Consider the following 23,791-nt stretch of genomic DNA (forward strand, 5'->3'; position numbering starts at 1 on the left):
GAATTTTTTCAAGTATAATTTGTCGGTAATGTGGAATTATTTCATATATAGATGATGAATTATTACGGAGGAGATTGTATATTTTGCGTGATGAAAAGAGTGGTAAGACCAGAATAAAATTTCTTTTTGGAATAGCTGTTATAGTGGCGGCTGTATATATAAGCTTTAAGTATCTGATTGTGTATGTATGGCCATTTGTTATAGGTGTGTTTATAGCAGTTATACTTGAGAAGAAGGTAATATATCTGTCAGATAAGCTATACATAGGACTAGATAAGCTTTTAGTATGGAACAAAAGAATAACAATTAAGAAAAAGAAGTGTCAGGGGATTGCTGCAACGATTATTGTATCATTGATATTTGTTGTACTGCTGGCACTTTTTAGTTTTATAATTTTTAAGGGTGTAGATGAGTTCAGCAGGCTGTTAAGAAACCTTGATTATAACCTGATTGCGGTAAAGCAGCTCACAGCCAGAATGTGTTTTGATGCAGATGCATTTCTGGGACTGGAAGGAGGCTGTTGTCTTGAGTCACTTATTGCGTGTGGACATAAACTTATGAGCATAATGCCTGAGAAGATAATATTGATATCTGCTCCAGTTGTAAAAAATATTGTTATTATTGTGGGTGGAATTGTTGTATGCTTCATAGCAGTTATATATCTTGTGTCTGATTTGCAGAAGTTCAGGGATAATATAAGACAAGTAGTATTCTATGAAGAAATCCGTATGATATGGAAAGAAGTAAGAAGGCTTATAAATATTTATTTCAAAGTGCAGCTAAGAATTATGCTGATTAACTCTGGGTTATGTATGCTGGCATTTGCGATACTTAAGAATCCATACGCTATTGTGCTGGGAATTATTATAGGGATAATTGATGCACTTCCTGTATTCGGAACGGGTACTGTGCTTATTCCATGGATATTAATAAGCTTTCTTATAAGAAATTACAGATATGCGGTAATTTTGTTAATGGCATATATAATCACGTATTTTGTGCGTGAGATTATGGAGTCCAAGAGTATGGGCGACAGACTGGGAATATCACCATTTACAATGCTTGTGATAATATTCACTGGACTGCTTGTATATGGTGTGGCAGGTTTTATAACAGGACCGGTAAGTTATGTCATAATTAAGGCATTGGTTATAAGACTTAGGTGTGAAATGGGGATAGAGTAGGCATATAAAATATTTAAATAACGGATATCTGTGTTCTACTTGAAAATCCCTGCTGAAAATGTTAGACTATTACAGATTATGTGAGCTTTAATATGTGGATAACCTGTGGCATCTTTTATTGTGGGTTATCTGCTTAGATTACAGGCTTGCGGCACATTTAACAGGACGCGCAGACAGCGCAGGAAATGAGGTATATTTATGGCAGAGGATAAGAAGTTAGTAGAAGCGATTACTTCCATGGATGTAGACTTTGCACAGTGGTACACAGATGTATGTAAGAAGGCAGAGCTTATGTCATATTCAAGCGTTAAAGGATGTATGATATTTAAGCCGGCTGGATATGCAATCTGGGAGAATATAAAGAATGAAATGGATAGAAGATTCAAGGAAACAGGCGTAGAGAATGTATATCTTCCTATGTTTATTCCAGAAAGTCTTCTTGAGAAAGAAAAGGATCATGTAGAAGGATTTGCACCAGAGGTAGCCTGGGTTACTTATGGAGGACTTAATCCACTTCAGGAGAGAATGTGTGTAAGACCAACATCTGAGACACTTTTCTGTGATTTCTACAAGGATGAGATACAGTCTTACAGAGATTTACCAAAGGTATATAACCAGTGGTGTTCAGTTGTAAGATGGGAAAAAGAGACAAGACCATTCCTTCGTTCAAGAGAATTCTTATGGCAGGAAGGACATACAGCACACGCAACAGCAGAAGATGCAGAAGCGCGTACACAGCAGATGCTTAATCTTTATGCTGACTTCTGTGAGGAAGTTCTTGCTATCCCGGTTATCAAGGGCCGCAAGACAGATAAAGAGAAGTTCGCTGGTGCAGAAGCTACTTATACTATCGAAGCACTTATGCACGATGGAAAGGCTTTACAGTCAGGAACAAGCCATAACTTTGGTGATGGATTTGCTAAGGCATTTGGTATACAGTATACAGATAAAGATAACAAGCTTAAGTATGTTCATCAGACATCATGGGGAACAACAACAAGACTTATCGGTGCTGTTATTATGACACACGGAGATAATTCAGGACTTGTGCTTCCACCTAAGGTTGCACCAGTTCAGGTTGATATTATTCCTATTATGCAGAAGAAGGAAGGTGTGCTTGATAAGGCATACGAAGTAAGAGATGCTATCAAGGCAGCAGGTCTTAGAGTTAAGGTTGATGATTCTGATAAGAATCCAGGCTGGAAGTTCTCAGAGCAGGAAATGCGTGGTATTCCAGTAAGAGTTGAGATGGGACCAAGAGATATTGAAGCTAATCAGGCTATCGTTGTACGCCGTGATACAAGAGAGAAGATTACAGTTGCAATTGATGAACTTGCAGTTAAGCTTCCGGAAATTCTTGACACTATCCAGAAAGATATGCTTGAGAGAGCAAGAGCGCATAGAGATGCACATACATATGTAGCAGTTAACTATGATGAGTTCAAGGAAACAGCAGCTAATAAGCCAGGCTTTATCAAGGCTATGTGGTGCGGTGAGCAGGCTTGTGAAGATAAGATTAAAGAAGAGACAACTTGTACATCAAGATGTATGCCATTTGCACAGGAGCAGTTAAGCGATGTGTGCGTATGCTGTGGCAAGCCAGCTAAGAAGATGGTTTATTGGGGTAAGGCATACTAATTAAATGCAGCAATTCTGACATATCAGTGAACTGCATAGTAATGGGAGCAATCCGAGGGCATAAGTCAAGGGCAGAGTACCTTTTGCCTCTGACATTAATATATAAGATTATATAGAATACTGATAAGAATGGCAGACAATCCGTAAATACGGCTGGTTACCAGACTTGTCAGTATTTTTTACATTTATTTTATAAATATTAACACTGGATTTACGATTGCATACAAGCAGATTTTATAAACTCCCCATATATTATATATAGTCTTTAATTAAGCTGTTATCTGCAAAATACGTAGGGCAGACAGATTGATAAAGACCAGGCTGAAAATGCAGAACACATAATTACCAGAAGCTTTAACGGGCAGGAATATAATTCCATAAATTGAATACAATATAAATACAGCATAAAATTAAAACAATATATGAATTGCTTAGAACTCGTTGATGTATTAATAAAAGTATGTTATACTTTTAACAATAAATTAACGGACGTAATAACTAAATACGTTATAGGAATAATGGAGGGAAGCTTATGGCGAAATGGGTTTACAGATTTTCAGAAGGCAACGCTTCAATGCGGCCATTACTTGGTGGAAAAGGAGCTAATCTTGCAGAGATGACAGGGCTTGGTATGCCAATTCCACAAGGTTTCACAGTTACAACAGAGGCCTGCACTGAATATTACAGACACGGAAAGCAGATTACAGATGAGATACAAGCTCAGATATTTGAAGCTATTGGCTGGCTTGAGGAGTATAACGGAAAGAAGTTCGGGGATACACAGGATCCTCTCTTAGTTTCTGTAAGATCAGGTGCAAGGGCATCTATGCCGGGTATGATGGATACAATACTTAATCTTGGACTTAATGATGTGGCAGTTGAGGGCTTTGCGGTTAAGACAGGTAACCCAAGATTTGCGTATGATTCATATAGAAGATTCATACAGATGTTCTCAGATGTTGTTATGGAAGTTCCTAAGTCATATTTTGAGAAGATTATAGATGAAGTTAAGGCTGATAAGGGTGTTGTATATGATACAGAGCTTACAGCAGATGATTTAAAAGAACTTATTGTAAGATTTAAGGCTGTATACAAGGAAGCTATGAAGGGTGAAGAGTTCCCACAGGATCCTAAGGTTCAGCTTATGGAAGCAGTTAAGGCAGTATTTCGTTCATGGGACAACCCTAGGGCAATTGTATACAGAAGAATGAATGATATTCCGGGCGACTGGGGAACAGCGGTTAATGTACAGACTATGGTATTTGGTAATAAGGGTGATACATCAGGAACTGGTGTAGCATTTACAAGAAATCCATCTACAGGTGCTAAGGGAATATACGGAGAATATCTTATCAATGCACAGGGCGAGGACGTCGTTGCTGGTGTCAGAACACCTCAGCCAATAACACAGCTTGAGAAAGACCTTCCAGAGTGTTATTCACAGTTTATGGAACTTGCAATGAAGCTTGAGAACCACTACAAAGATATGCAGGATATGGAATTTACTATAGAAGAAGGCAAATTGTATTTCTTGCAGACACGTAACGGCAAGAGAACTGCACAGGCGGCTATCCAGATTGCGTGTGATCTTGTAGATGAGGGAATGATAACACCTAAAGAAGCAGTAATGAGAATAGAAGCTAAGTCTTTAGACCAGTTATTACACCCAATGTTTGATACTGATGCACTTAAGGCAGGGGAAGTTATTGGAGAAGCACTTCCAGCATCTCCTGGAGCTGCCGCAGGTAAAGTAGTATTTACAGCCGAAGAAGCCAAGGAACTTGGAAAAGGCGGCAAGGGAGAAAGAGTTATCCTTGTAAGACTTGAGACATCTCCAGAGGATATAGAAGGTATGCACGCTTCACAGGGCATACTTACAGTAAGGGGAGGTATGACATCACACGCTGCTGTAGTTGCAAGAGGTATGGGTACTTGTTGTGTTTCAGGCTGTGGAGCAATATCTATAGACGAGGAAGCTAAGCAGTTTACACTTGGTGGATATACATTTACAGAGGGGGATTATATATCACTTGATGGTTCAACAGGTAAGATATACAAAGGCGATATTAAGACAGTGGAAGCTACTGTAAGCGGTAATTTTGGAAGAATTATGGCTTGGGCTGATGAATATAGAAAGCTTGGTGTAAGAACTAACGCAGATACACCAGCAGATACTAAGAATGCTGTAAGGCTTGGTGCTGAGGGAATAGGACTTTGCCGTACAGAGCATATGTTCTTTGGTGAAGACAGAATTCCTAAGTTCAGAAGAATGATTCTTTCTGATACAGTGGAGAAGAGAGTAGAGGCATTAAAGCCGATTGGTGAGTTCCAGAAGGCAGATTTCAAGGCTATGTATGAAGCACTTGAAGGCAGGCCAATGACTGTAAGATACCTTGATCCACCTCTTCACGAATTCGTGCCAACAGAGGAAGAAGATATTAAGGCACTTGCAGATGATATGGGACTTACAGTAGAAGAAGTTAAAGCAAAATGTGAGGCACTTCACGAGTTCAATCCAATGATGGGACATAGAGGCTGCCGTCTTGCAGTAACATATCCAGAGATTGCAAGAATGCAGACAAGAGCTGTAATGGAAGCTGCGATTGAAGTTTCAGAAGAAAAAGGCTATGAGATTACACCAGAGATAATGATACCTCTTGTGGGCGAGAAGAAAGAATTAAAGTTCGTTAAAGATGTTGTAATAGAAGAAGCGGAAGCTGTTAAGAAAGAAAAGAATTCTGATATCAGGTATAAGATTGGTACAATGATAGAGATTCCAAGAGCAGCACTTCTTGCTAATGAGATTGCAGAAGAAGCAGAGTTCTTCTCATTTGGTACTAATGATCTTACACAGATGACTTTTGGATTTTCAAGAGATGATGCAGGAAAGTTCCTTGACTCATATTATAAGAGCAAGATATATGAGTCAGATCCATTTGCAAGATTAGACCAGAATGGTGTAGGACAGCTTGTTAAAATGGCAGTTGCCAACGGAAGAAAGACAAGACCAGCACTTAAGTGCGGAATATGCGGAGAGCACGGTGGAGATCCATCAAGCATAGAATTCTGTCATAAGGCAGGACTTGATTATGTAAGCTGTTCACCATTCAGAGTACCTATTGCAAGACTTGCAGCAGCACAGGCAGCAATCGCCAGCGAATTGCAGAATGACAGTGAAGGTGACACTAATGCCGCGGCTAAGGAAGGCATAGATACAGATGAGCTTAAGGAGAAAGCTAAGAAAGCTGCTAACGAAGCCGCCAAGGTAGGCAGGGAAGTAGCTAAAGAGGCTGTCAAGGTGGGTAAGGAAGCCGCCAAGGCCGGTAAAGAGGTAGCATTTGCAGGGGTGGCTGGACTTAAAGCAGGAATAGCAGAAGCGAAGAAGGCTTATAAAGAGAATAAGAATAAAGATAACTAGGTCGGATTATTTACACAGGTATTGGTGTGATTGTGTTATCATAATAGTAAAAGAGCTAATCATTAATATGCAGGCATAGCTTTGTGGCATATAATGGTTAGCTCTTTACATTTTAAAAGATATGGCTGAATTTATATTTGAAATAATAATATGGTATAAAAATTAAATTAAAGTTGGATTTTTAAGGTAGGCGAAAAGCCAAACCTGTGTTATATTATAGAACATATAAGCTGAATATATATTTAGAATGTGAGGATAGATATTACTATGGCTAAATTTACAAAAAGAGCTATAATGTTAAGCCTTTTAAAATTACTAAAGCAGAAATCAGTTGATAAAGTTACGGTTAAAGATATATGTGATGAGTGTGAAATTAACAGAAACACATTTTATTATTATTTTAAGGATATATACGATGTTCTCAATAACATATTTATGGAAGAGATTGAGAAGAATTTAAGAGAAGCTGGAAGTAATGGTTCATTTTATGAGGAGTACAGCAGGGCTGCGGAGATACTTGTGGAGTATAAGGACGTTGTGATACACGTCTATAATTCCAGGAACCGCGATATTATTACCAATTATCTTGAAAAGATGACCGCTGAGGTAGTAAGAAGTTATATTGCGGCTAAGAGTGAGTGTGAGAATATCTCAGAAAAGGATCTGGAATTTATGTCATATTTTTATGGCTATGCGATAATCGGAAGTACATATAAATGGATAGAAAGTGGTATGCAGGCTGATTTTGAGCATTTTATAGCAAGAATTTCTGAGTCAATAGATGCAACACTTCCAGTTATGATTTCAAAAGCTAAAGCAAATAGTAACTAACATTTATAAAAATTTCATTTTCAGACAGATTGAGGGAAGTGTACTAATTTAGGTACACTTCCCTCAATCTGTCTGTATTAATTGATATGAAAATGAGTTATCCTAACTTTAAGTTAAAGAATTCACAAAGATATTTAAGAAAGGAGGCAGCATTATGAATGGCATAAAGAACTTTAAGAATATGTACAGTATTCTTACAATATGTCTTATTCTTGTTGGGGCTGTACTTCTTATAGCACCGGGAATTGCGTTAGATGTTGTGTGTATAATATTCGGGATATATATGATAATATACGGCGCAGTCAAGATTATGGGATATTTTGCAAAAGATGCTTACCAGCTTGCATTCCAGTTCGATCTGGCACTTGGTATAGTTATTGCAATTGTGGGAATTGTATTTGTGTGCAGGACAGCAAGAGTGGTGCAGTTGTTATCAACATGTATAGGAATTGTAATGCTTGTAGATGCGACATTTAAAATACAGACCTCTATAGATTCCAAAAGATTTGGAATAAGCCGCTGGTGGCTGATGCTTATACTGGCAGTTATTGTAGCTGCGATTGGCATATTGCTTATATTAATGCCGGGTGAGACAACAAGGCTTATGGTAAGGCTTATAGGGCTTAATCTGTGTATGGATGGAATTCTTAATCTTGTTATCGTGATAGATACGGTTAAGACAGACAAAGCATTAAGGCAGTGATTATATAGATAATTAACGCAGTAGTTAACAATTGGAATATTAATAAATAATTAATACAGATCATAAGAGTTTATACAATAAAGAAGAAATTAAAAGCGACAGGAGTTGAAAAAAATGGGAACAATTACACATAAAGCAGGAAGAGTAGCCGTAGGAAAAGCAGCAGATGTTGTTATTAAAAATCTTGATAAAGATAGAGAAAAAGAGATATTAAAGCTTGTCGATTTTATGGAAAAATATATGGATGGTGAGAAGCTTGATGTTGATTTTGACAGCGTGAGAAAGAAAATCAAAGATAAGGACAGTGCACTTAATAAGTATATTAATAAGGCATTAGATGAGATAGACCCTAATGTATTAAAGACTATGGTGCTTAATCTTGGATTTGAGGCATTCTTAAATGGAACTAAGACAATAAGAAAGATGAGAGAAAAGTATAACTGTAATGTTCCTTGGCTCATTCTTATGGATCCTACAAGTGCCTGCAACCTTCATTGTACAGGCTGCTGGGCGGCAGAATATGGCAACAGGCTTAATCTTACATTTGACGAAATGGACAGTGTTGTAACACAGGGCAAGGAGTTAGGAATATATCTTTATATGTTTACAGGCGGTGAACCACTTGTAAGAAAGAGCGACATAATAAAGTTATGTGAGAAGCATAATGACTGTGCATTTCTTTCATTTACTAATGGAACACTTGTTGATGAAGCATTTTGTCAGGAGATGAAAAGAGTTGGTAATCTTTATCTTGCAATAAGTCTTGAGGGATTTGAAGCGGTCAATGACTTAAGACGTGGCGATGGTGTATATGGCAAGGTTATGAATGCAATGGATCTTTTAAAGAAAAATGGTCTTGTATTCGGTACTTCAATATGCTACACATCTAAGAATACAGAAACAGTAACAAGTGATGAATTCATACAGCTTATGGTAGATAAGGGCTGCCGTTATGCAATGTATTTCCATTATATGCCAGTTGGAAATGATGCTTCAGTTGAATTGCTTCCAACACCAGAGCAGAGAATATATATGAAAGACCGCATAAGACAGATAAGAAGTCTTACAACAGGACAGGGCTTATTTACATTTGATTTCCAGAATGATGGTGAGTTCGTTGGTGGCTGTATAGCAGGCGGAAGAAACTATTTCCACATTAATGCAAATGGTGATGCAGAGCCTTGTGTATTTATTCATTATTCAGGTGCGAATATAAGAACTAATACATTACTTGAGATACTTAACCAGCCATTATTTATGGCATATAGAAAGAACCAGCCATTTAATAAGAACCATTTAAGACCTTGTCCTATGCTTGAAAATCCTGAGATTTTACAGAAAATGGTCAAGGAAACAGGTGCTAAATCAACAGATTTACAGTCGCCAGAGACAGCAGAGCATCTTTGCAGCAAATGTGTTCCATATGCCAATGCGTGGAAGCCATATGCTGATAAGATATGGAGTGAAACTCCTGTAAAGAAGAGTAGCTATGAGAATTATGGACATTGTTGATTGCAGGTCAGCAGATATGTGAAAGGAGAAGCTTATGAGTAAGAAGTCAATCGGAAGCAGGACATTAAAGGCGGGAGCAGCACTCCTTGCAGTAGGAGCAGGAGTTGCGGCTATTAATGCAAAGAATAAGAACGGTACAGAGAAGAAAGAGATAAAAGAAATACAGAAGAAAGAATACGAGCAGTACAGAAATACTGAGCGTGGTAAATATGATAAGAACAGCAAGGGTATATATTACTCAAATGGTAATTATGAAGCATTTGCAAGACCAGAAAAGCCAGAGGGCGTTGATGCTAAGTCAGCATATATTGTAGGTAGCGGACTTGCCTCACTTGCAGCAGCTTGTTTCCTTGTAAGAGATGGACAGATGAAGGGAAGCCATATTCACATTCTTGAAGCTATGGATATAGCTGGTGGTGCGTGCGATGGCATTAATGATCCAACAAGAGGGTATGTAATGCGTGGCGGTAGAGAGATGGAGAATCATTTTGAGTGCCTTTGGGATTTGTTCAGAAGTATTCCATCATTAGAGAAGCCGGGTGCATCAGTGCTTGATGAGTATTATTGGCTTAATAAGCACGACCCTAACTATTCACTTTGCAGGGCAACAGTTAATCAGGGTGAAGATGCACATACAGATGGCAAATTCAATTTAAGCCAGAAGGGCTGTATGGAGATAATGAAATTGTTCTTCACTAAAGATGAAGATTTGTATGACAAGAAGATTGAGGATTTCTTTGATGAAGAAGTGTTTGACTCGGATTTCTGGCTCTACTGGAGAACAATGTTTGCATTTGAGAACTGGCACAGTGCGTTAGAGATGAAGCTTTATATCCAGAGATTTATTCATCATATAGGCGGACTTCCAGATTTCTCAGCACTCAAATTCACTAAGTATAACCAGTATGAATCACTTATCCTGCCTATGCAGAAGTATCTTGAGGCAGCAGGTGTTAAGTTCCAGTTCAATACAAGGGTGGAAAATGTTATATTTGAGTTCAAGGATGGCAAGAAGATTGCCAGGACAATAGAGTGCAATGTCAAGGGTAAGGAAGAAACAATTGAGCTTACAGAGAATGACCTTGTGTTTGTAACTAACGGAAGCTGTACAGAGAGTACAATCTATGGTGACCATACTCACGCACCTGTAGGAGATGCAGAGGTAAGAACAAGCGGCTGCTGGAGTCTTTGGAAGAATATTGCAAAGCAGGATCCATCATTTGGACACCCAGAAAAGTTCTGTGGCAATGTATCTAAGTCTAACTGGGAGTCAGCTACAGTTACAACAAGTGATGAAAAGATTATCGATCATATTAAGAAGATATGTAAAAGAGATCCTAGAACAGGAAATGTTGTTACAGGCGGTATCGTAAGCTGTAAGGATTCAAGCTGGCTTCTTAGCTGGACAATTAACAGACAGGGACAGTTCAAGGAACAGAAGAAAGATGAAGTATGCGTATGGGTATACAGCTTGTTTACAGATGTAGCTGGCGATTATGTCAAGAAGCCTATGAAAGAGTGTACTGGTGAAGAGATTACAGCAGAGTGGTTATACCATATTGGAATACCAGTAGATGAAATAGATGAACTTGCTAAGAACCACTGCAATACAACACCTACGATGATGCCTTATATCACAGCATTCTTTATGCCAAGAAGAAAAGGTGACAGACCAGACGTTATACCAGATGGCTGTGTGAACTTTGCATTCCTTGGACAGTTTGCTGAGACACCAAGAGATACTATATTCACAACAGAATATTCAGTAAGAACAGCTATGGAGGCTGTATACGGACTTCTTGGCGTAGACAGGGGCGTTCCAGAAGTATGGGGAAGCGTATATGATGTAAGAGATCTCTTAGATGCTTCTGTTAAGCTTATGGACGGCAAGTCACCTCTTGAAATAGAACTTCCTGGCGTGCTTGATAACATTAAGAAACCACTCCTTAGAAGGATAAAGGGAACTGTAATTGAAAAGGTTCTTAAAGACCATAATGTTATTAAGGATTATATGAAGTATTAATATAAGCGATAATTGTCTGATAAATACGATGTTTTATGATAACATAGTGTTTAAAAATGCAGCATTTTAAAATAGTGCAGGAAACTGTTGTGCTATATACAGAATATCAAAAATATTTGTCATATAAAAAGCTCAGCCTCAAGCTGATGGATAATTCCAGCAGCTAGGGCTGAGCCTTTTTATGTATTAGGAAAGCACCTGTGATTGGTGCACATATGACTACTTTAAATTATCAAGAAGTGCAATTAAAGTAGCCTTATCATTAAGCTTAGGGTTCTCAATTACAATATCAAGCAGTGTATTAAGTGTATTGCCGATTTCTGCACCCTTAAGACCATATTCGATAAGGTCAACTCCTGTTATATCAAGGTCTTTTATTGTAAAGCAGTCACCTCTTTCAAGTATATCATCTGCCATACGCTGTAATTTATTCAGATGGTTATACTTGGCAGGGTTACTTATAAATGTAATCTCTTCACTTGCTTTAATAGAAGCACGCTGTAATCTTATTACTAACATAAAAATGTCACGTCCACACTGATGAAGTGCTTCCCTTACAGCAGGTTCAGTTTCATCAATGTGAAGCGGGGTGTATGTTAATATCTTTACAACAGTATCAATAGTCTTGTTATCCATTCTAAGATTTCTTAAAGCTGTTCTTGCCTCATCAGGTGAGCATACAAAAAGAATTGCGGCTAATCTAAGTGGAAGCTCATTATCAGTATATTTGCAGGTAAGAAGCAGCTTCTTGGCATATCTGCCGGTAAGATTATCTGCTATTACAGGCAGAATATTATTAAAAAGACCTGTTGTTGCATAAAGACTGCAATAATCAGGGTTATCTGATAAAAGCGTCTTCTTAAGTTCTACGCATACACGTTCCATACTGACTTTATCTATATTGCGGTTAAGCTTTTCAATAGCCTTAAATGTATCAGCTTCAATGGTAAAGCCAAGCTGTGCAGAAAATCTTATGGCTCTCATCATTCTTAAAGCATCTTCTGTAAAACGCTCAATTGGGTTGCCAACGCATTTTATTATGCGGTTATTAATATCGTCTATTCCGCCATATTCATCGACAAGCCCAGTTACATTATTGTAAGCCATAGCATTTATTGTAAAATCACGTCTGCATAAATCGTCTGTCAGCCTGTCGGAGAATTCAACAGAAGATGGGTGTCTGCCGTCTTTGTACTCGCCGTCAATTCTGTAGGTTGTAACCTCATATCCAACATTGTGCAACATAACTGTTACTGTGCCGTGTTCAATTCCGGTATCAATTGTCTTGTTGAAATATTCTTTGATATCGGAAGGGAGTGCAGAGGTTGTTATATCCCAGTCATTAGGAGTGAGTCCCATAATAGAATCGCGGACACAGCCACCTACAGCATAAGCCTGATGGCCGTGGCTTTTAATTGTGTTGATTATAAAGTCAACGTCATTAGGCATATCAATTTTAAAATTACTATAATCCATACTTAATTACCAATCTTTAAATTATTATTTTGATTTTATTTTTAAGTCTTTAAATCTGTTATTTGGCTATATAAAATTTGCAATAGTTCGCATTATTACTGCTCATAATTTTAACAAAAAAAACTATGTTTGTCACTGAATGGCAAAGCATTTTTTATTGAACACATGCATATGATAAGTAGGCCTAGTTGGATTGGAGGGTATATTCGTGAATGAGAAATCAGAAAAGGTGTTAGAACAATATAATATCAGCATTAACCGTATGATAAGAGGCAGGGGCGGTATTATTATTGCAACTGGACAGGGGTATAAGCTTTTTACCCAGTGTGAGAAGCCTGACAAGTATTATGAGAGGGAGAATAATATTACACAGATATTAAAATCAGCGGGATTTGGCAATACAGATACATATGTAAGAAATAATGAGGGACAGCTTGTGTCGCAGGATGAGGACGGCAGAAGATATATTTTAAAAGACTGGTTTGATGCGAAGGAAAGTGATGTAAAGGATATGGGGGATATGTGCAGAGCGGTGAGTATGATGGCGTATCTTCATATGGCGTTAAGGGAGGCTGGAAGCGAGCTTAAGATTAATCCATGTGGTGAGACAGAGTACAAGGAGTATGCACAGGCAGAGCTTAAGGCATGCCAGAACAGGAAGGAAACAGCACTAAGAAAGACATATGTGAAGCACACAAGGGAATTAAAGAAAGCATACAATTATCTTAAGCAGAAAAAAGGCAGACAGACATTTGAGCAGCTGGCATTTAAGCATATCGGTGACTATTATGAGGAGGCGTGCAATGCAAGCGAGAGGCTTATGGACGAAAGATTTGATGAGAGGCTTCTAGATGCGGCGGTTAATGGAGAGATTTCGCATGGAAGCTATACTTACCATAATGTGCTTATCGGTGGAAAGGATACTTATGTTGTTAATTTTGACAGATATAAGAATGAGTGCCAGATTAGTGATTTGTACCAGTTCATAAGAAAAGTTATGGAGAAGTATAACTGGGAAAATAGTGTGTTCTACAGGCTTCTTGATGAATATGACAGAATATGTCCTCTGGATGATAATGAGCTTGAACTTCTTATGACACTTTTGTCATATCCGGAGAAATTCTGGAAGATAATTAACCAGTATATTAATAGTAATAAATCGTGGATTCCAGATAAAAATGTAGATAAACTAAGGAAGGTTATTGAGCAGAATGAAAGAAGAAGAGAATTAATTGATAAAATATGCTGTGTGTGGTAAAATTCCCATAGGTATAGCCAATAAACGATTATAATCAGGATACAGGGAATGAAACATACATTTATATATAATAAAGCTAATAGAACAAAGAACGAAAGTGGTATTACAAGAAGCAGGACACATCTGTTTAACATAATTAAGCCATATTCGGTTGTAAAGAGAATGGCAGTTATTATAATGACTGCCATTATGATAATATGCCAGACAGGTTGTGGAACATCGGGAAGTAACGGAGCGATTGTACCGGGCAGTTCAATTACACCAGCGAAGAAAAAGGGCAATGTAACAGACATAGCCAAGAACAGTGACAATGCAACACTAGTGGGGATAGTATCGTCAATAGATACCACGCTTAAGAATATACATTTTATTGATGTTGAAACTGGAACGGAATATTCAGTAATGTATACAGGTGGTACTGATATACAGGATGCTTATGGAAAGCTTAAGGCGGCGACATTGATACAGCCCGGAGAGATATATGATGTATACTGCAACAAATATGGCAAGGCAACTAAGATATATGGTTCAAAGAATGCGTGGAGCAGGACATCAGTTACGGATATAGAGCTTGATGAAAGCTCTAAGAGTGTGGTGATTGGACAGACTACGCTTAATTATAGGGATTATACGGTAGTAACCTCTGGAGGTAATCTTATAAGCATTGCACAGATTGTAAAGGAAGATGAACTTACGTTAAGAGGAATTGATGATAAGCTGTACTCAATATCGGTTGATAATGGACACGGATATCTGGAACTGACAGGAATAGATGCATTTGTAGGTGGTTATGTGACATTAGGAAGCAGTCTTTTGTATGGTGTTACACAGGATATGATGCTTACTGTCGGAGTTGGTACTTATGATGTTGAGCTTCAGAGTGCTGATATGACAGCAACCAAGAAAGTAACTATTAAGAAAGATGCGACTTCAACGCTTGATTTCTCAGAATATAAGCAGCTTTCAGCTAAAAAGGGTGCAATCAACTTCTCAGTTACACCAGAGAATGCAATTATGGCAATAGATGGAAGTGAAGTTGATTACTCAAAGCCTGTGTCATTAACATATGGTTCTCATACACTTACATTACAGGCTAACCATTATGAAACTTATACAGAGACATTTACGGTTAATTCAGATTACAAGACTAAGGTTATTGATATGACAAGTACAAGCTCGTCAACAACAGCAAAGACGACATCAGCGAGCCTTACTAATGGTTATAGTGTTAATATAACAGCACCATCAGGAGCGGCTTTGTATGTAGATAGTGTATACATAGGTGTTGTTCCCTGCTCATTTAGCAAATCAAGTGGCAACAAGACTATAACATTGTCACAATCTGGGTATAATACAGTAAGCTATACTATATCAATACCTAATACAGCAGGTGATATGACATATGCGTTTCCGGATATGACAAAGACAAGTGAGACTGCGACTGTACAGACGCCAACGGTAACAACGCCTACAGCCACATCTTCTAATTAGATTATGCAGAATGTATAGAAAAGAGGCAGAAGAATAATAATGACAAAAAAGATGAATATACCATTTTCACCACCAGATATATCAGAAAAGGAAATTGAAGCAGTAAGCGAAGCATTAAGGTCGGGCTGGATTACAACAGGTCCAAGAACCAAGGAATTAGAAAGACAGATGGCAGAGTTTACTGGCACTAAGAGAGGTGCGTGTCTTAATTCAGCTACAGCGTGTATGGAGACGGCTCTTAGATTATTCGGAATTGGAGCGGGAGATGAGGTAATAGTTCCGGCATACACATATACAGCATCAGCAAGTGTTGTATGCCACGTTGGTGCAACTTTAAAGCTTATTGATGTGCAGGAGGGAACTTATCATCTTGATTATGATGAGCTTGAAGCAGCCATAACAGAGAAGACCAAGGCAGTTATTCCAGTGGATATAGCTGGTGTAATGGTCGATTATGATAAGATAAGGGCAATACTTGAGAGCAAGAAGGCTTTATTTAAGCCGGCTAATGCTTATCAGGAGGCACTTGGAAGAGTTCTTATACTTGCTGATTCGGCACACGGATATGGTGCGTCAAGAAATGGACATAAGAGCGGACAATGTGCGGACTTTACATCATTTTCTTTCCATGCTGTTAAGAACTTTACAACAGGTGAAGGTGGAGGCCTTGTATGGAGAGAACTTGACGGAATAGACGATGAAGAAATATACAAAAAGATTATGCTTATGAGCCTTCACGGACAGTCAAAGGATGCACTTGCAAAGACTAAGCTTGGTGCGTGGGAATATGACATTATTGCACCACTTTATAAGTGTAATATGACAGATATAACAGCCGCCATAGGTCTTGCTCAGATGACAAGATATGAGGGGATGCTTGCAAGAAGAAAGCAGATGATTAATATGTATACAGAGGGTATTAAGGCAGATGATGTTGAGTGCCTGTGCCATTATACAGATGAATATTCATCAAGTGGACATCTGTTTCTTACAAGACTCCTTGGAAGAGATGTAGAAGACAGAAACCAGTTTATAATAAGAATGGCAGAAGCAGGAATTGCAACGAATGTACATTTCAAGCCGCTTCCTATGCACACAGCATATAAGCAGCTTGGCTTTGATATAAAAGATTTCCCAAAATCTTTTGAAATGTATCACAATGAAGTCACACTTCCACTTCATACTAATCTTACAGATGAACAGATAGAATATGTTATAGAGAATTTTAACAGCCTTAAATAACAGGTTTAACAGACTGGCAGAAAAGAGGTTGGTATGCAGCTTAGAAAATGGAATGAGCTTCCAAAGTTTATGAGAACAAGGGAAGTAAGAAAATATTACAATATAGTTAATAAACGTAGAGCTTCTTTAATGGTGAAGAGATTATTTGATATCGTAGTTGCATCAATAATGCTTGCTGTGCTTGCATTGCCGATGTTAATAATTGCAATACTTATAAAATGTGATTCAAGAGGACCTGTATTTTTCAGACAGGAAAGAGTTACACAGTATGGAAGAATATTTAAGATATACAAGTTCAGGACAATGGTTGTTAATGCTAATGAGCTTGGTGCTTCTGTGACTGTGGATAATGACAGAAGAATAACAAGAATGGGAAAGCTTTTAAGAAAGATAAGAGCTGATGAATTCCCACAGTTATTTAACATTCTTGCAGGAGATATGACACTTGTCGGCACAAGACCGGAAGTGCCTGAGTATGTAAAGCAGTATTCTAAAGAAATGTATGCAACACTGCTTTTGCCGGCTGGGCTTACATCAAGAACAAGCATAGCTTATAAAGATGAAGATAAAATATTAGGCAATGCCGCCAATCCGGATAAAGCGTATGTTGAGGAAGTACTTCCTGCGAAGATGAAGTATAATCTTGAGGCATTAAGAAAGTTTGGTTTTGCAGAGGATTGCAGGGTGCTTTGGGATACATTTGAATCTGTTGTTGGAAGCGAGAGGCTTTCAGTGACAAAGAGTAGAAGGAGATAATAAATGTCTGATATGCTTATTACTATGTGTGTTATTGCATATAACGAGGAACAGAATATTAATGGAATATTAGAATGTATTAAAAATCAGGATTATGACCATAACAATATGGAGGTTGTGCTTGTAGACGGAGCATCAACTGATAATACAAGAGCACTTATGTGTGAATTTGCACTTGATAATAAAGATGAATTCAGAAGGGTTGTAGTGCTTGACAATCCTAAAAAGACACTTCCATCAGGCTGGAACGTTGCATTGAGGGAATATAAGGGTGATGCGATAATAAAGGTAGATGCACACGCTGTAATTCCAGAGGATTTTGTCAGTAAGAATGTGAGGGTGTTTGAAACAGGCGAATATATATGTGGTGGACAAAGACCTAACATAATAGACAAGCCAACTCCATTTAAGGAGACACTTCTTCTTGCAGAGAGCAGTATGTTTGGTTCAAGCATTGCTTCATACAGGAATAATCCTGGAAAGACTTATGTTAAATCGTTATTTCACGCAGCATATAGAAGAGAAGTATTTGAAAAGGTTGGTTTCTTTAATGAGGAACTTGTGCGTACAGAAGATAATGAAATTCATTATAGAATGAGAAAAGCTGGATATAAGCTGTGCTTTGACCCTGATATAATATCATACCAGTATACAAGAAGCAGTCTTAAGGCAATGCTTAAGCAGAAGTATGCTAACGGCTACTGGATAGGAAAGACAAGCAAGGTATGTCCTAAGTGCCTTAGCATATATCATTTTGTGCCATTTGCATTTGTCAGTGCAATAATAGCTTCAGGTTCGGTTATTGGAGCGACAGGACTTGCAGAGTGCATTAAGAAAAGGCACAACCATACACTTGGAAAAGGTATTTCGGCATTAAGAAAAGTAACAGTAGTGCTTACAACTGTTATGTGGGTGCTCTATGCTTTAATGGCATCTGGTATGGCGGCAGTATCTGCATTTAAAGCTGAAGATAAAAGAAATATAACTAATGCCTGTCTTCCTGTATTATTCCTGCTTCTTCATTTAAGTTATGGAATAGGCACAATAGCAGGACTTATGGATAAATCAAAAAGAGGTTAATTATGGAAGAGACAAGGAAAGATAAGCTACAGTTAATAGTCAGACGCTTTTTTCTTATAATAACAGATATAATTCTTGTTAACGGCTGTGTATTTATATCGCTGGTAATGAGGTTTAACGTTGATCTGGCGGCGATAGAGTCACAATATATACAGAATTTTAAGAGTACCTGCGTACCATTTACACTTATAACACTGCTTATATTCTGGTGTTTCAGAATGTATCACAGTTTGTGGCAGTATGCGAGTATAGCCGAGCTTTATAAGATAGTTGAGGCTTGTATTGTATCGGAGGTGGCACACGTCTGTCTTACAACAGTTATGGGAACACCGCTTCCTAGAGCCTGTTATTTTATGTCAGTAGTATTTCTTATAGTTGCAATGTGTGCGAGCCGTTTTATGTACAGGCTTATAAGAACACTTTTACAGGAATACAGACATACATCAGAGCAGATTAAGATTATGATAATTGGTGCCGGTGAGGCTACCAATGTTCTTATGAGAGAGATTGCTAATTCAAGATACCTTGATAATTCCAAGGTTGTATGTATTATTGATGATGACCCTAAAAAGGTTGGAAAGTATATACGAGGCGTTAAGATTGTTGGAACAAGGGAGCGTATTAAGGAATATGCAAGATACTATGAGATAGATGAGATAATATTTGCTATTCCATCAGCATCGCAGGAAACTAAAAGACAGATACTTAATATCTGTAAAGAAACTAACTGTAATTTAAAGATTATACCTGGCGTGTATCAGATGATGGACGGCGAGATTAATGTTCAGGATATCAGAAATGTTGATGTGGACGATTTACTTGGAAGGGATCCTATCAATGTTGATGTGGAGTCAATTCTTGGATATGTATCGGGCAAGACTGTTCTTGTAACAGGCGGCGGTGGTTCAATTGGTTCTGAGCTTTGCAGGCAGTTAGTCAAGCATAACCCTAAGTGCCTTATTATATTTGATATATATGAGAACAGTGCCTATGATATACAGCAGGAATTAAAGATGAATTGTCCTTATGCCAATGTGGTGACGCTTATTGGTTCAATAAGAAATAACACAAGACTTGAGTGGATATTCTCACATTACAGACCGGATATTGTATATCACGCAGCGGCACATAAGCACGTTCCGCTTATGGAGGGAAGCCCTAATGAGGCAGTTAAGAATAATGTAGCCGGTACCTGGAATCTTGCAAGAATGGCAGACAAATATAATACCAAGAGATTTGTAATGATAAGTACAGATAAAGCCGTTAATCCGACTAATATAATGGGTGCGACAAAACGTATATGTGAGATGATAATTCAGTATTATAATGGAGTATCTAATACAGAATTCGTAGCCGTAAGATTTGGTAATGTACTTGGAAGCAATGGCTCTGTAATTCCTCTTTTTAAGAAGCAGATTGCAGCAGGGGGTCCGGTTACAGTTACACACCCTGATATAATAAGATATTTTATGACAATACCGGAGGCCGTGTCGCTTGTTATTCAGGCGGGTGCATACGCCAAGGGTGGTGAGATATTTATTCTTGATATGGGTGAGCCGGTAAAGATAGATGACCTTGCAAAGAATCTTATAAGACTATCAGGTTACACACTTGGTGTGGATATGGAGATTAAATATACTGGTTTAAGACCTGGTGAGAAGTTATATGAAGAACTTCTTATGGCAGAGGAAGGGCTTCAGGATACACAGAATAAGCTTATTCATATAGGCAAGCCTATTGAATTTGATAAAGACAATTTTGAGGACAAGCTAGAAGTCCTTAAGGAAACAGCTTACAAAGAAGATGCGATGGCAGTAAGACGGCTTGTAAAGGAATTCGTTCCAACTTATAAGCCTGACCATGTATCGGATAATGATATACAATAAGAAACTGCAAAAAGAGGTTACTATGAAATATATTATTGATGGAAGCTTTTTGTATGGACATATTAAAGGTGTCCAGAGGTACGCAAGACAAATAACAAAAGAACTTGATAAATATATGGCGGATAAGCCTTACGAGGTTGAGATAGCTGTGCCCGAGATTGATTCAGAAGGTACATCTGCGGAGATTAACAGCTATAAGACACACTATAATAACATTAAGATTGTTATATTGGCTGGAAAATCTGGAAGAATGTGGGAACAGTTCACGTTTCAGAGATATGTGGACAAGCAGAAGGCTAAGCCTGTATATTTATGTAATGAAGTATCACTGTTTATGAAAAATGGAATAGTTACGGTACACGACATAGCATTTAAGACACATAAGGAGTTCTTTAGAGAGCCGGGTGACTGGCATGAGATATTGTTCAGAAAGCTTATGTATCTTAAAGCCTTTAAGAGTGCTGATGCGATAATAACGGTCAGTGGGTTTTCCAGAAAAGAAATCATTGATAATTATAATACCCATGGTAAGGAAATAGTAGTTGCAGGCAATGGCTGGCAGCACTTTGATGTGAACAGCATAGACGAGAGTATATTTGACAAGTATGCTTCAAGAATAAAAAGACATAAATATTATCTGTATATGGCTTCATTAGCACCTAATAAGAATCTTAACTGGATTCTTAATAATGCGAAGCTTCACCCAGAAAGTACATATGTAATAGCAGGTGAAAGTCTTGGGGACAGGTCTGGAATAGAAAAGCTTGGCAATGTAGTGGCGATTGGTTATGCCAGGGATTCAGAGGCGAGAGCACTTATGAAATACTGCAAAGCATTTTTATTCCCATCAACCTATGAGGGCTTTGGAATACCACCTATGGAGGCACTCTGTATGGGAGCTGAGATTGTTCTTGGTGATATTCCGGTGCTGCACGAGATTTACAAAAATGCGGCTACATATGTCAACTGTCATAAGCCTGATGTGAATATAGATGAGCTGTTAGAAAAGAATAAGGTGAGTGACGAGGCAGTGCAGAATGTACTTTCAAATCATTCGTGGGACAGGTCAGCCCATATAATTGCAGGAATTATGGACAAATATGCAGAATAAGGATTAAAAAGATGAAGATAGCGGTTGATGCAAGAACGCTTGGCAGCAGACCAAGCGGAGTGGGAATGTATCTTAATGACTTTCTTAAGCAGCTTATGAAATATGAGGATTTGGAATTCGTTCTTATATCAGATGTTGCAGAGAGTGAATATATTAAGTCATTTATTAAAAATGGAATAAAAGTATATACAAAGGGAAAACAGGTGTATAAGAGTGCCGGAGTTTATGCTTATTTTGCATATGTGAAAAAGCAGCTTGATATTATTAAGCCTGATATATTCTGGGAAGTTAATACGATAATTCCGATTAACCTCGGCGGTAGCTTTAAGACTATGATTACAATACACGATATGTTTCCAATAGAATATGTTGAATATTTCGGACAAGTATATAGTATGTATTTTAAGTACAATCTTAAAAAGACACTTAAGAATACAGATATGATTCTATATAATTCAGAACAGACCAAAAGTACAACGGAAGAATTTTTCCCGGAAGCTAAGAGCATAGCGAATGTTAATGCTTATATAATATCTAATCCTGTTAAGAAACAATGGGATAATAAAGATGATGATTATTTTCTTTATGTTGGCAATATGGAGAAAAGAAAGGGCGTTGACCTTCTTATAAAAGGCTATTTGCAATATAAGAACCGGGGCGGAAAGAAGAAACTTATTCTTGGTGGAAAAATGCAGGAAGAAGAGATTAACCAGATTGTAAGGTCGGCAATGATGTTAGATGAAGATATAACTTATCTTGATTATGTGACCCACGATAAAAAGCACGAGCTGTATGCCTCAATGTCAGCTTTTGTGTTTCCGTCGAAGGCCGAGGGGTTTGGTATGCCGATTATTGAGGTTATGCGTTTTAAAAAGCCAATTATAGCAAGTAATCTTCCTATATTTGATGAGATTACAGACGGCAATATTAATACATTTAATATAAGATGTAATGAATATGAGCAGATAAACAATCTTGCAGATGAATTATTGTCATATAATACAGAGGTTGATACAGAAGCATATGCAAATGTAGTTAAAAGATATGCACCTGATAGACTTGGGAAAGTTGTGTATGATTTCATTACAAGTGATTAAATTATTTATATTGTATATAAATAATATTTGTAATAGTATTAATGCGCTGGATTATAATTAAATTGAAAGATAATAGAAGACATTAAGGAGAAAGTATGAAAGTATTAGTAACAGGAGTGTCAGGTCAGTTAGGTCATGACGTTATGAATGAACTCGATAAAAGAGGGTACACAGGAATAGGAAGTGATATAGCTGATAATTACAGTGGTATTCAGGATAATAGTGCTGTTACAACAATGGAATATGTCAAGATGGACATAACAGATGAGGCTGTTGTAGATGAGGTTATAAGCAGTGTATCACCAGATGTTATTATACACTGTGCGGCGTGGACGGCAGTAGATATGGCAGAAGATGATGACAAGGTTGAGAAGGTAAGAGCTGTCAATGCCAAAGGGACAGCTAATATTGCAAAGGCGGCTAAGAAGCTTGATTGTAAAATGGTATATATAAGCACAGATTATGTGTTTAATGGGCAGGGTGAGAAGCCTTGGGAGCCGGACTGCAAGGAATACAAGCCGCTTAATGTATATGGACAGACTAAGCTTGAGGGTGAGCTTGCGGTTGCTGATACACTTTCTAAATATTTTATAGTAAGAATAGCATGGGTATTCGGTGCTAATGGCAATAATTTTATAAAGACAATGATTAAGGTTGGAAAGAACCACGAGACTGTAAGAGTTGTTAATGACCAGATAGGAACACCAACATATACACTTGATCTGGCAGTATTATTAGTTGATATGATAGCTACAGAGAAATATGGATATTATCATGCAACTAATGAGGGTGGCTATATTTCGTGGTATGATTTTGCGTGTGAAATATACAGACAGGCCGGAATGGATATTAAGGTTATTCCGGTATCCACAGAAGAATATGGCCTTTCAAAGGCGGCAAGGCCATTTAATTCAAGATTAGATAAATCAAAGCTTAAAGAGGCAGGATTTACACCGCTTCCAACCTGGCAGAATGCTGTGGAAAGGTATATTAAATATTTAAAAGAACAGGAACAGGCTACAGGTAACGAATAGAAATGATTATAATGTCAGGGTCAGAACCCAACAACTTTAATGTTTCGTTAT

17 protein-coding genes are annotated in these 23,791 nt (G+C 37.8%); 16 read left to right on the top strand and 1 reads right to left on the bottom strand.

The window, feature by feature from the left end; all coding sequences use genetic code 11:
* Nucleotides 1-83: 83 nt before the first annotated feature.
* From WMO42_RS08955 to WMO42_RS08985, 7 genes are all read left to right on the top strand, one after another.
* Complete coding sequence (locus WMO42_RS08955; RefSeq protein ID WP_349172207.1) at nt 84-1,184, top strand: AI-2E family transporter; 1,101 nt, start codon at nt 84-86, stop codon at nt 1,182-1,184.
* 198 nt (nt 1,185-1,382) lie between these two features.
* Nucleotides 1,383-2,822, top strand: a complete 1,440-nt coding sequence (gene proS, locus WMO42_RS08960) for a proline--tRNA ligase (RefSeq protein WP_022502355.1) — start codon at nt 1,383-1,385, stop codon at nt 2,820-2,822.
* A gap of 532 nt (nt 2,823-3,354) precedes the next feature.
* A complete protein-coding gene (gene ppdK, locus WMO42_RS08965; RefSeq protein WP_349192079.1) occupies nt 3,355-6,240 on the top strand; it encodes a pyruvate, phosphate dikinase in 2,886 nt (961 codons plus the stop codon).
* Between the two features lie 267 nt (nt 6,241-6,507).
* On the top strand, nt 6,508-7,071 hold the full coding sequence (locus WMO42_RS08970; RefSeq protein WP_349192081.1) for a TetR/AcrR family transcriptional regulator C-terminal domain-containing protein: 564 nt from the start codon (nt 6,508-6,510) through the stop codon (nt 7,069-7,071).
* Between the two features lie 154 nt (nt 7,072-7,225).
* Complete coding sequence (locus WMO42_RS08975; RefSeq protein WP_022502358.1) at nt 7,226-7,774, top strand: DUF308 domain-containing protein; 549 nt, start codon at nt 7,226-7,228, stop codon at nt 7,772-7,774.
* Nucleotides 7,775-7,888: 114 nt separating this feature from the next.
* Nucleotides 7,889-9,286: a radical SAM protein gene (locus tag WMO42_RS08980; RefSeq protein WP_349192083.1), complete on the top strand. Its 1,398-nt coding sequence runs from the start codon at nt 7,889-7,891 to the stop codon at nt 9,284-9,286.
* Nucleotides 9,287-9,320: 34 nt separating this feature from the next.
* Nucleotides 9,321-11,309: an oleate hydratase gene (locus tag WMO42_RS08985; protein ID WP_349172205.1), complete on the top strand. Its 1,989-nt coding sequence runs from the start codon at nt 9,321-9,323 to the stop codon at nt 11,307-11,309.
* A gap of 219 nt (nt 11,310-11,528) precedes the next feature.
* Here the strand turns inward: WMO42_RS08985 and WMO42_RS08990 are convergent, their stop codons facing one another.
* Nucleotides 11,529-12,785, bottom strand: coding sequence for a CCA tRNA nucleotidyltransferase (locus WMO42_RS08990; protein WP_349192084.1), 1,257 nt, complete (start codon nt 12,783-12,785; stop codon nt 11,529-11,531).
* A gap of 208 nt (nt 12,786-12,993) precedes the next feature.
* Between WMO42_RS08990 and WMO42_RS08995 the strand changes: the two genes are divergently transcribed.
* The 9 genes from WMO42_RS08995 (at nt 12,994) to rfbD (ending at nt 23,740) form a co-directional block, all read left to right on the top strand.
* Complete coding sequence (locus tag WMO42_RS08995; RefSeq protein ID WP_022502362.1) at nt 12,994-14,043, top strand: spore coat protein I; 1,050 nt, start codon at nt 12,994-12,996, stop codon at nt 14,041-14,043.
* A gap of 48 nt (nt 14,044-14,091) precedes the next feature.
* On the top strand, nt 14,092-15,534 hold the full coding sequence (locus WMO42_RS09000) for a PEGA domain-containing protein (RefSeq protein WP_116444226.1): 1,443 nt from the start codon (nt 14,092-14,094) through the stop codon (nt 15,532-15,534).
* A gap of 51 nt (nt 15,535-15,585) precedes the next feature.
* Complete coding sequence (locus WMO42_RS09005; protein ID WP_055177312.1) at nt 15,586-16,776, top strand: DegT/DnrJ/EryC1/StrS aminotransferase family protein; 1,191 nt, start codon at nt 15,586-15,588, stop codon at nt 16,774-16,776.
* A 33-nt stretch (nt 16,777-16,809) separates the two neighbouring features.
* On the top strand, nt 16,810-17,532 hold the full coding sequence (locus tag WMO42_RS09010; protein WP_022502365.1) for a sugar transferase: 723 nt from the start codon (nt 16,810-16,812) through the stop codon (nt 17,530-17,532).
* A gap of 3 nt (nt 17,533-17,535) precedes the next feature.
* The gene (locus tag WMO42_RS09015) at nt 17,536-18,612 is read left to right on the top strand and encodes a glycosyltransferase family 2 protein (RefSeq protein WP_349192086.1); all 1,077 of its coding nucleotides are present in this window, start codon (nt 17,536-17,538) and stop codon (nt 18,610-18,612) included.
* A 2-nt stretch (nt 18,613-18,614) separates the two neighbouring features.
* Nucleotides 18,615-20,498: a nucleoside-diphosphate sugar epimerase/dehydratase gene (locus WMO42_RS09020; protein ID WP_022502367.1), complete on the top strand. Its 1,884-nt coding sequence runs from the start codon at nt 18,615-18,617 to the stop codon at nt 20,496-20,498.
* A 22-nt stretch (nt 20,499-20,520) separates the two neighbouring features.
* On the top strand, nt 20,521-21,609 hold the full coding sequence (locus tag WMO42_RS09025; protein WP_022502368.1) for a glycosyltransferase family 1 protein: 1,089 nt from the start codon (nt 20,521-20,523) through the stop codon (nt 21,607-21,609).
* Between the two features lie 11 nt (nt 21,610-21,620).
* Nucleotides 21,621-22,706, top strand: coding sequence for a glycosyltransferase family 1 protein (locus WMO42_RS09030; RefSeq protein WP_022502369.1), 1,086 nt, complete (start codon nt 21,621-21,623; stop codon nt 22,704-22,706).
* A gap of 95 nt (nt 22,707-22,801) precedes the next feature.
* On the top strand, nt 22,802-23,740 hold the full coding sequence (gene rfbD / locus WMO42_RS09035) for a dTDP-4-dehydrorhamnose reductase (protein WP_055176861.1): 939 nt from the start codon (nt 22,802-22,804) through the stop codon (nt 23,738-23,740).
* Nucleotides 23,741-23,791 lie beyond the last annotated feature (51 nt).

Origin of the sequence: Lachnospira sp. CLA-JM-H23, assembly GCF_040096425.1 — a bacterium.
Taxonomy (GTDB): Bacteria; Bacillota; Clostridia; order Lachnospirales; family Lachnospiraceae; genus Lachnospira; species Lachnospira rogosae.

Bases quoted from the DNA above. Each gene is read 5' to 3' on its own strand.
- proS (WP_022502355.1), top strand. From the start codon at position 1,383: ATGGCAGAGGATAAGAAGTTAGTAGAAGCGATTACTTCCATGGATGTA.
- ppdK (WP_349192079.1), top strand. From the start codon at position 3,355: ATGGCGAAATGGGTTTACAGATTTTCAGAAGGCAACGCTTCAATGCGG.
- WMO42_RS08970 (WP_349192081.1), top strand. From the start codon at position 6,508: ATGGCTAAATTTACAAAAAGAGCTATAATGTTAAGCCTTTTAAAATTA.
- WMO42_RS08975 (WP_022502358.1), top strand. From the start codon at position 7,226: ATGAATGGCATAAAGAACTTTAAGAATATGTACAGTATTCTTACAATA.
- WMO42_RS08980 (WP_349192083.1), top strand. From the start codon at position 7,889: ATGGGAACAATTACACATAAAGCAGGAAGAGTAGCCGTAGGAAAAGCA.
- WMO42_RS08985 (WP_349172205.1), top strand. From the start codon at position 9,321: ATGAGTAAGAAGTCAATCGGAAGCAGGACATTAAAGGCGGGAGCAGCA.
- WMO42_RS08990 (WP_349192084.1), bottom strand. From the start codon at position 12,785: ATGGATTATAGTAATTTTAAAATTGATATGCCTAATGACGTTGACTTT.
- WMO42_RS09000 (WP_116444226.1), top strand. From the start codon at position 14,092: ATGAAACATACATTTATATATAATAAAGCTAATAGAACAAAGAACGAA.
- WMO42_RS09005 (WP_055177312.1), top strand. From the start codon at position 15,586: ATGAATATACCATTTTCACCACCAGATATATCAGAAAAGGAAATTGAA.
- WMO42_RS09010 (WP_022502365.1), top strand. From the start codon at position 16,810: ATGCAGCTTAGAAAATGGAATGAGCTTCCAAAGTTTATGAGAACAAGG.
- WMO42_RS09015 (WP_349192086.1), top strand. From the start codon at position 17,536: ATGTCTGATATGCTTATTACTATGTGTGTTATTGCATATAACGAGGAA.
- WMO42_RS09020 (WP_022502367.1), top strand. From the start codon at position 18,615: ATGGAAGAGACAAGGAAAGATAAGCTACAGTTAATAGTCAGACGCTTT.
- WMO42_RS09025 (WP_022502368.1), top strand. From the start codon at position 20,521: ATGAAATATATTATTGATGGAAGCTTTTTGTATGGACATATTAAAGGT.
- WMO42_RS09030 (WP_022502369.1), top strand. From the start codon at position 21,621: ATGAAGATAGCGGTTGATGCAAGAACGCTTGGCAGCAGACCAAGCGGA.
- rfbD (WP_055176861.1), top strand. From the start codon at position 22,802: ATGAAAGTATTAGTAACAGGAGTGTCAGGTCAGTTAGGTCATGACGTT.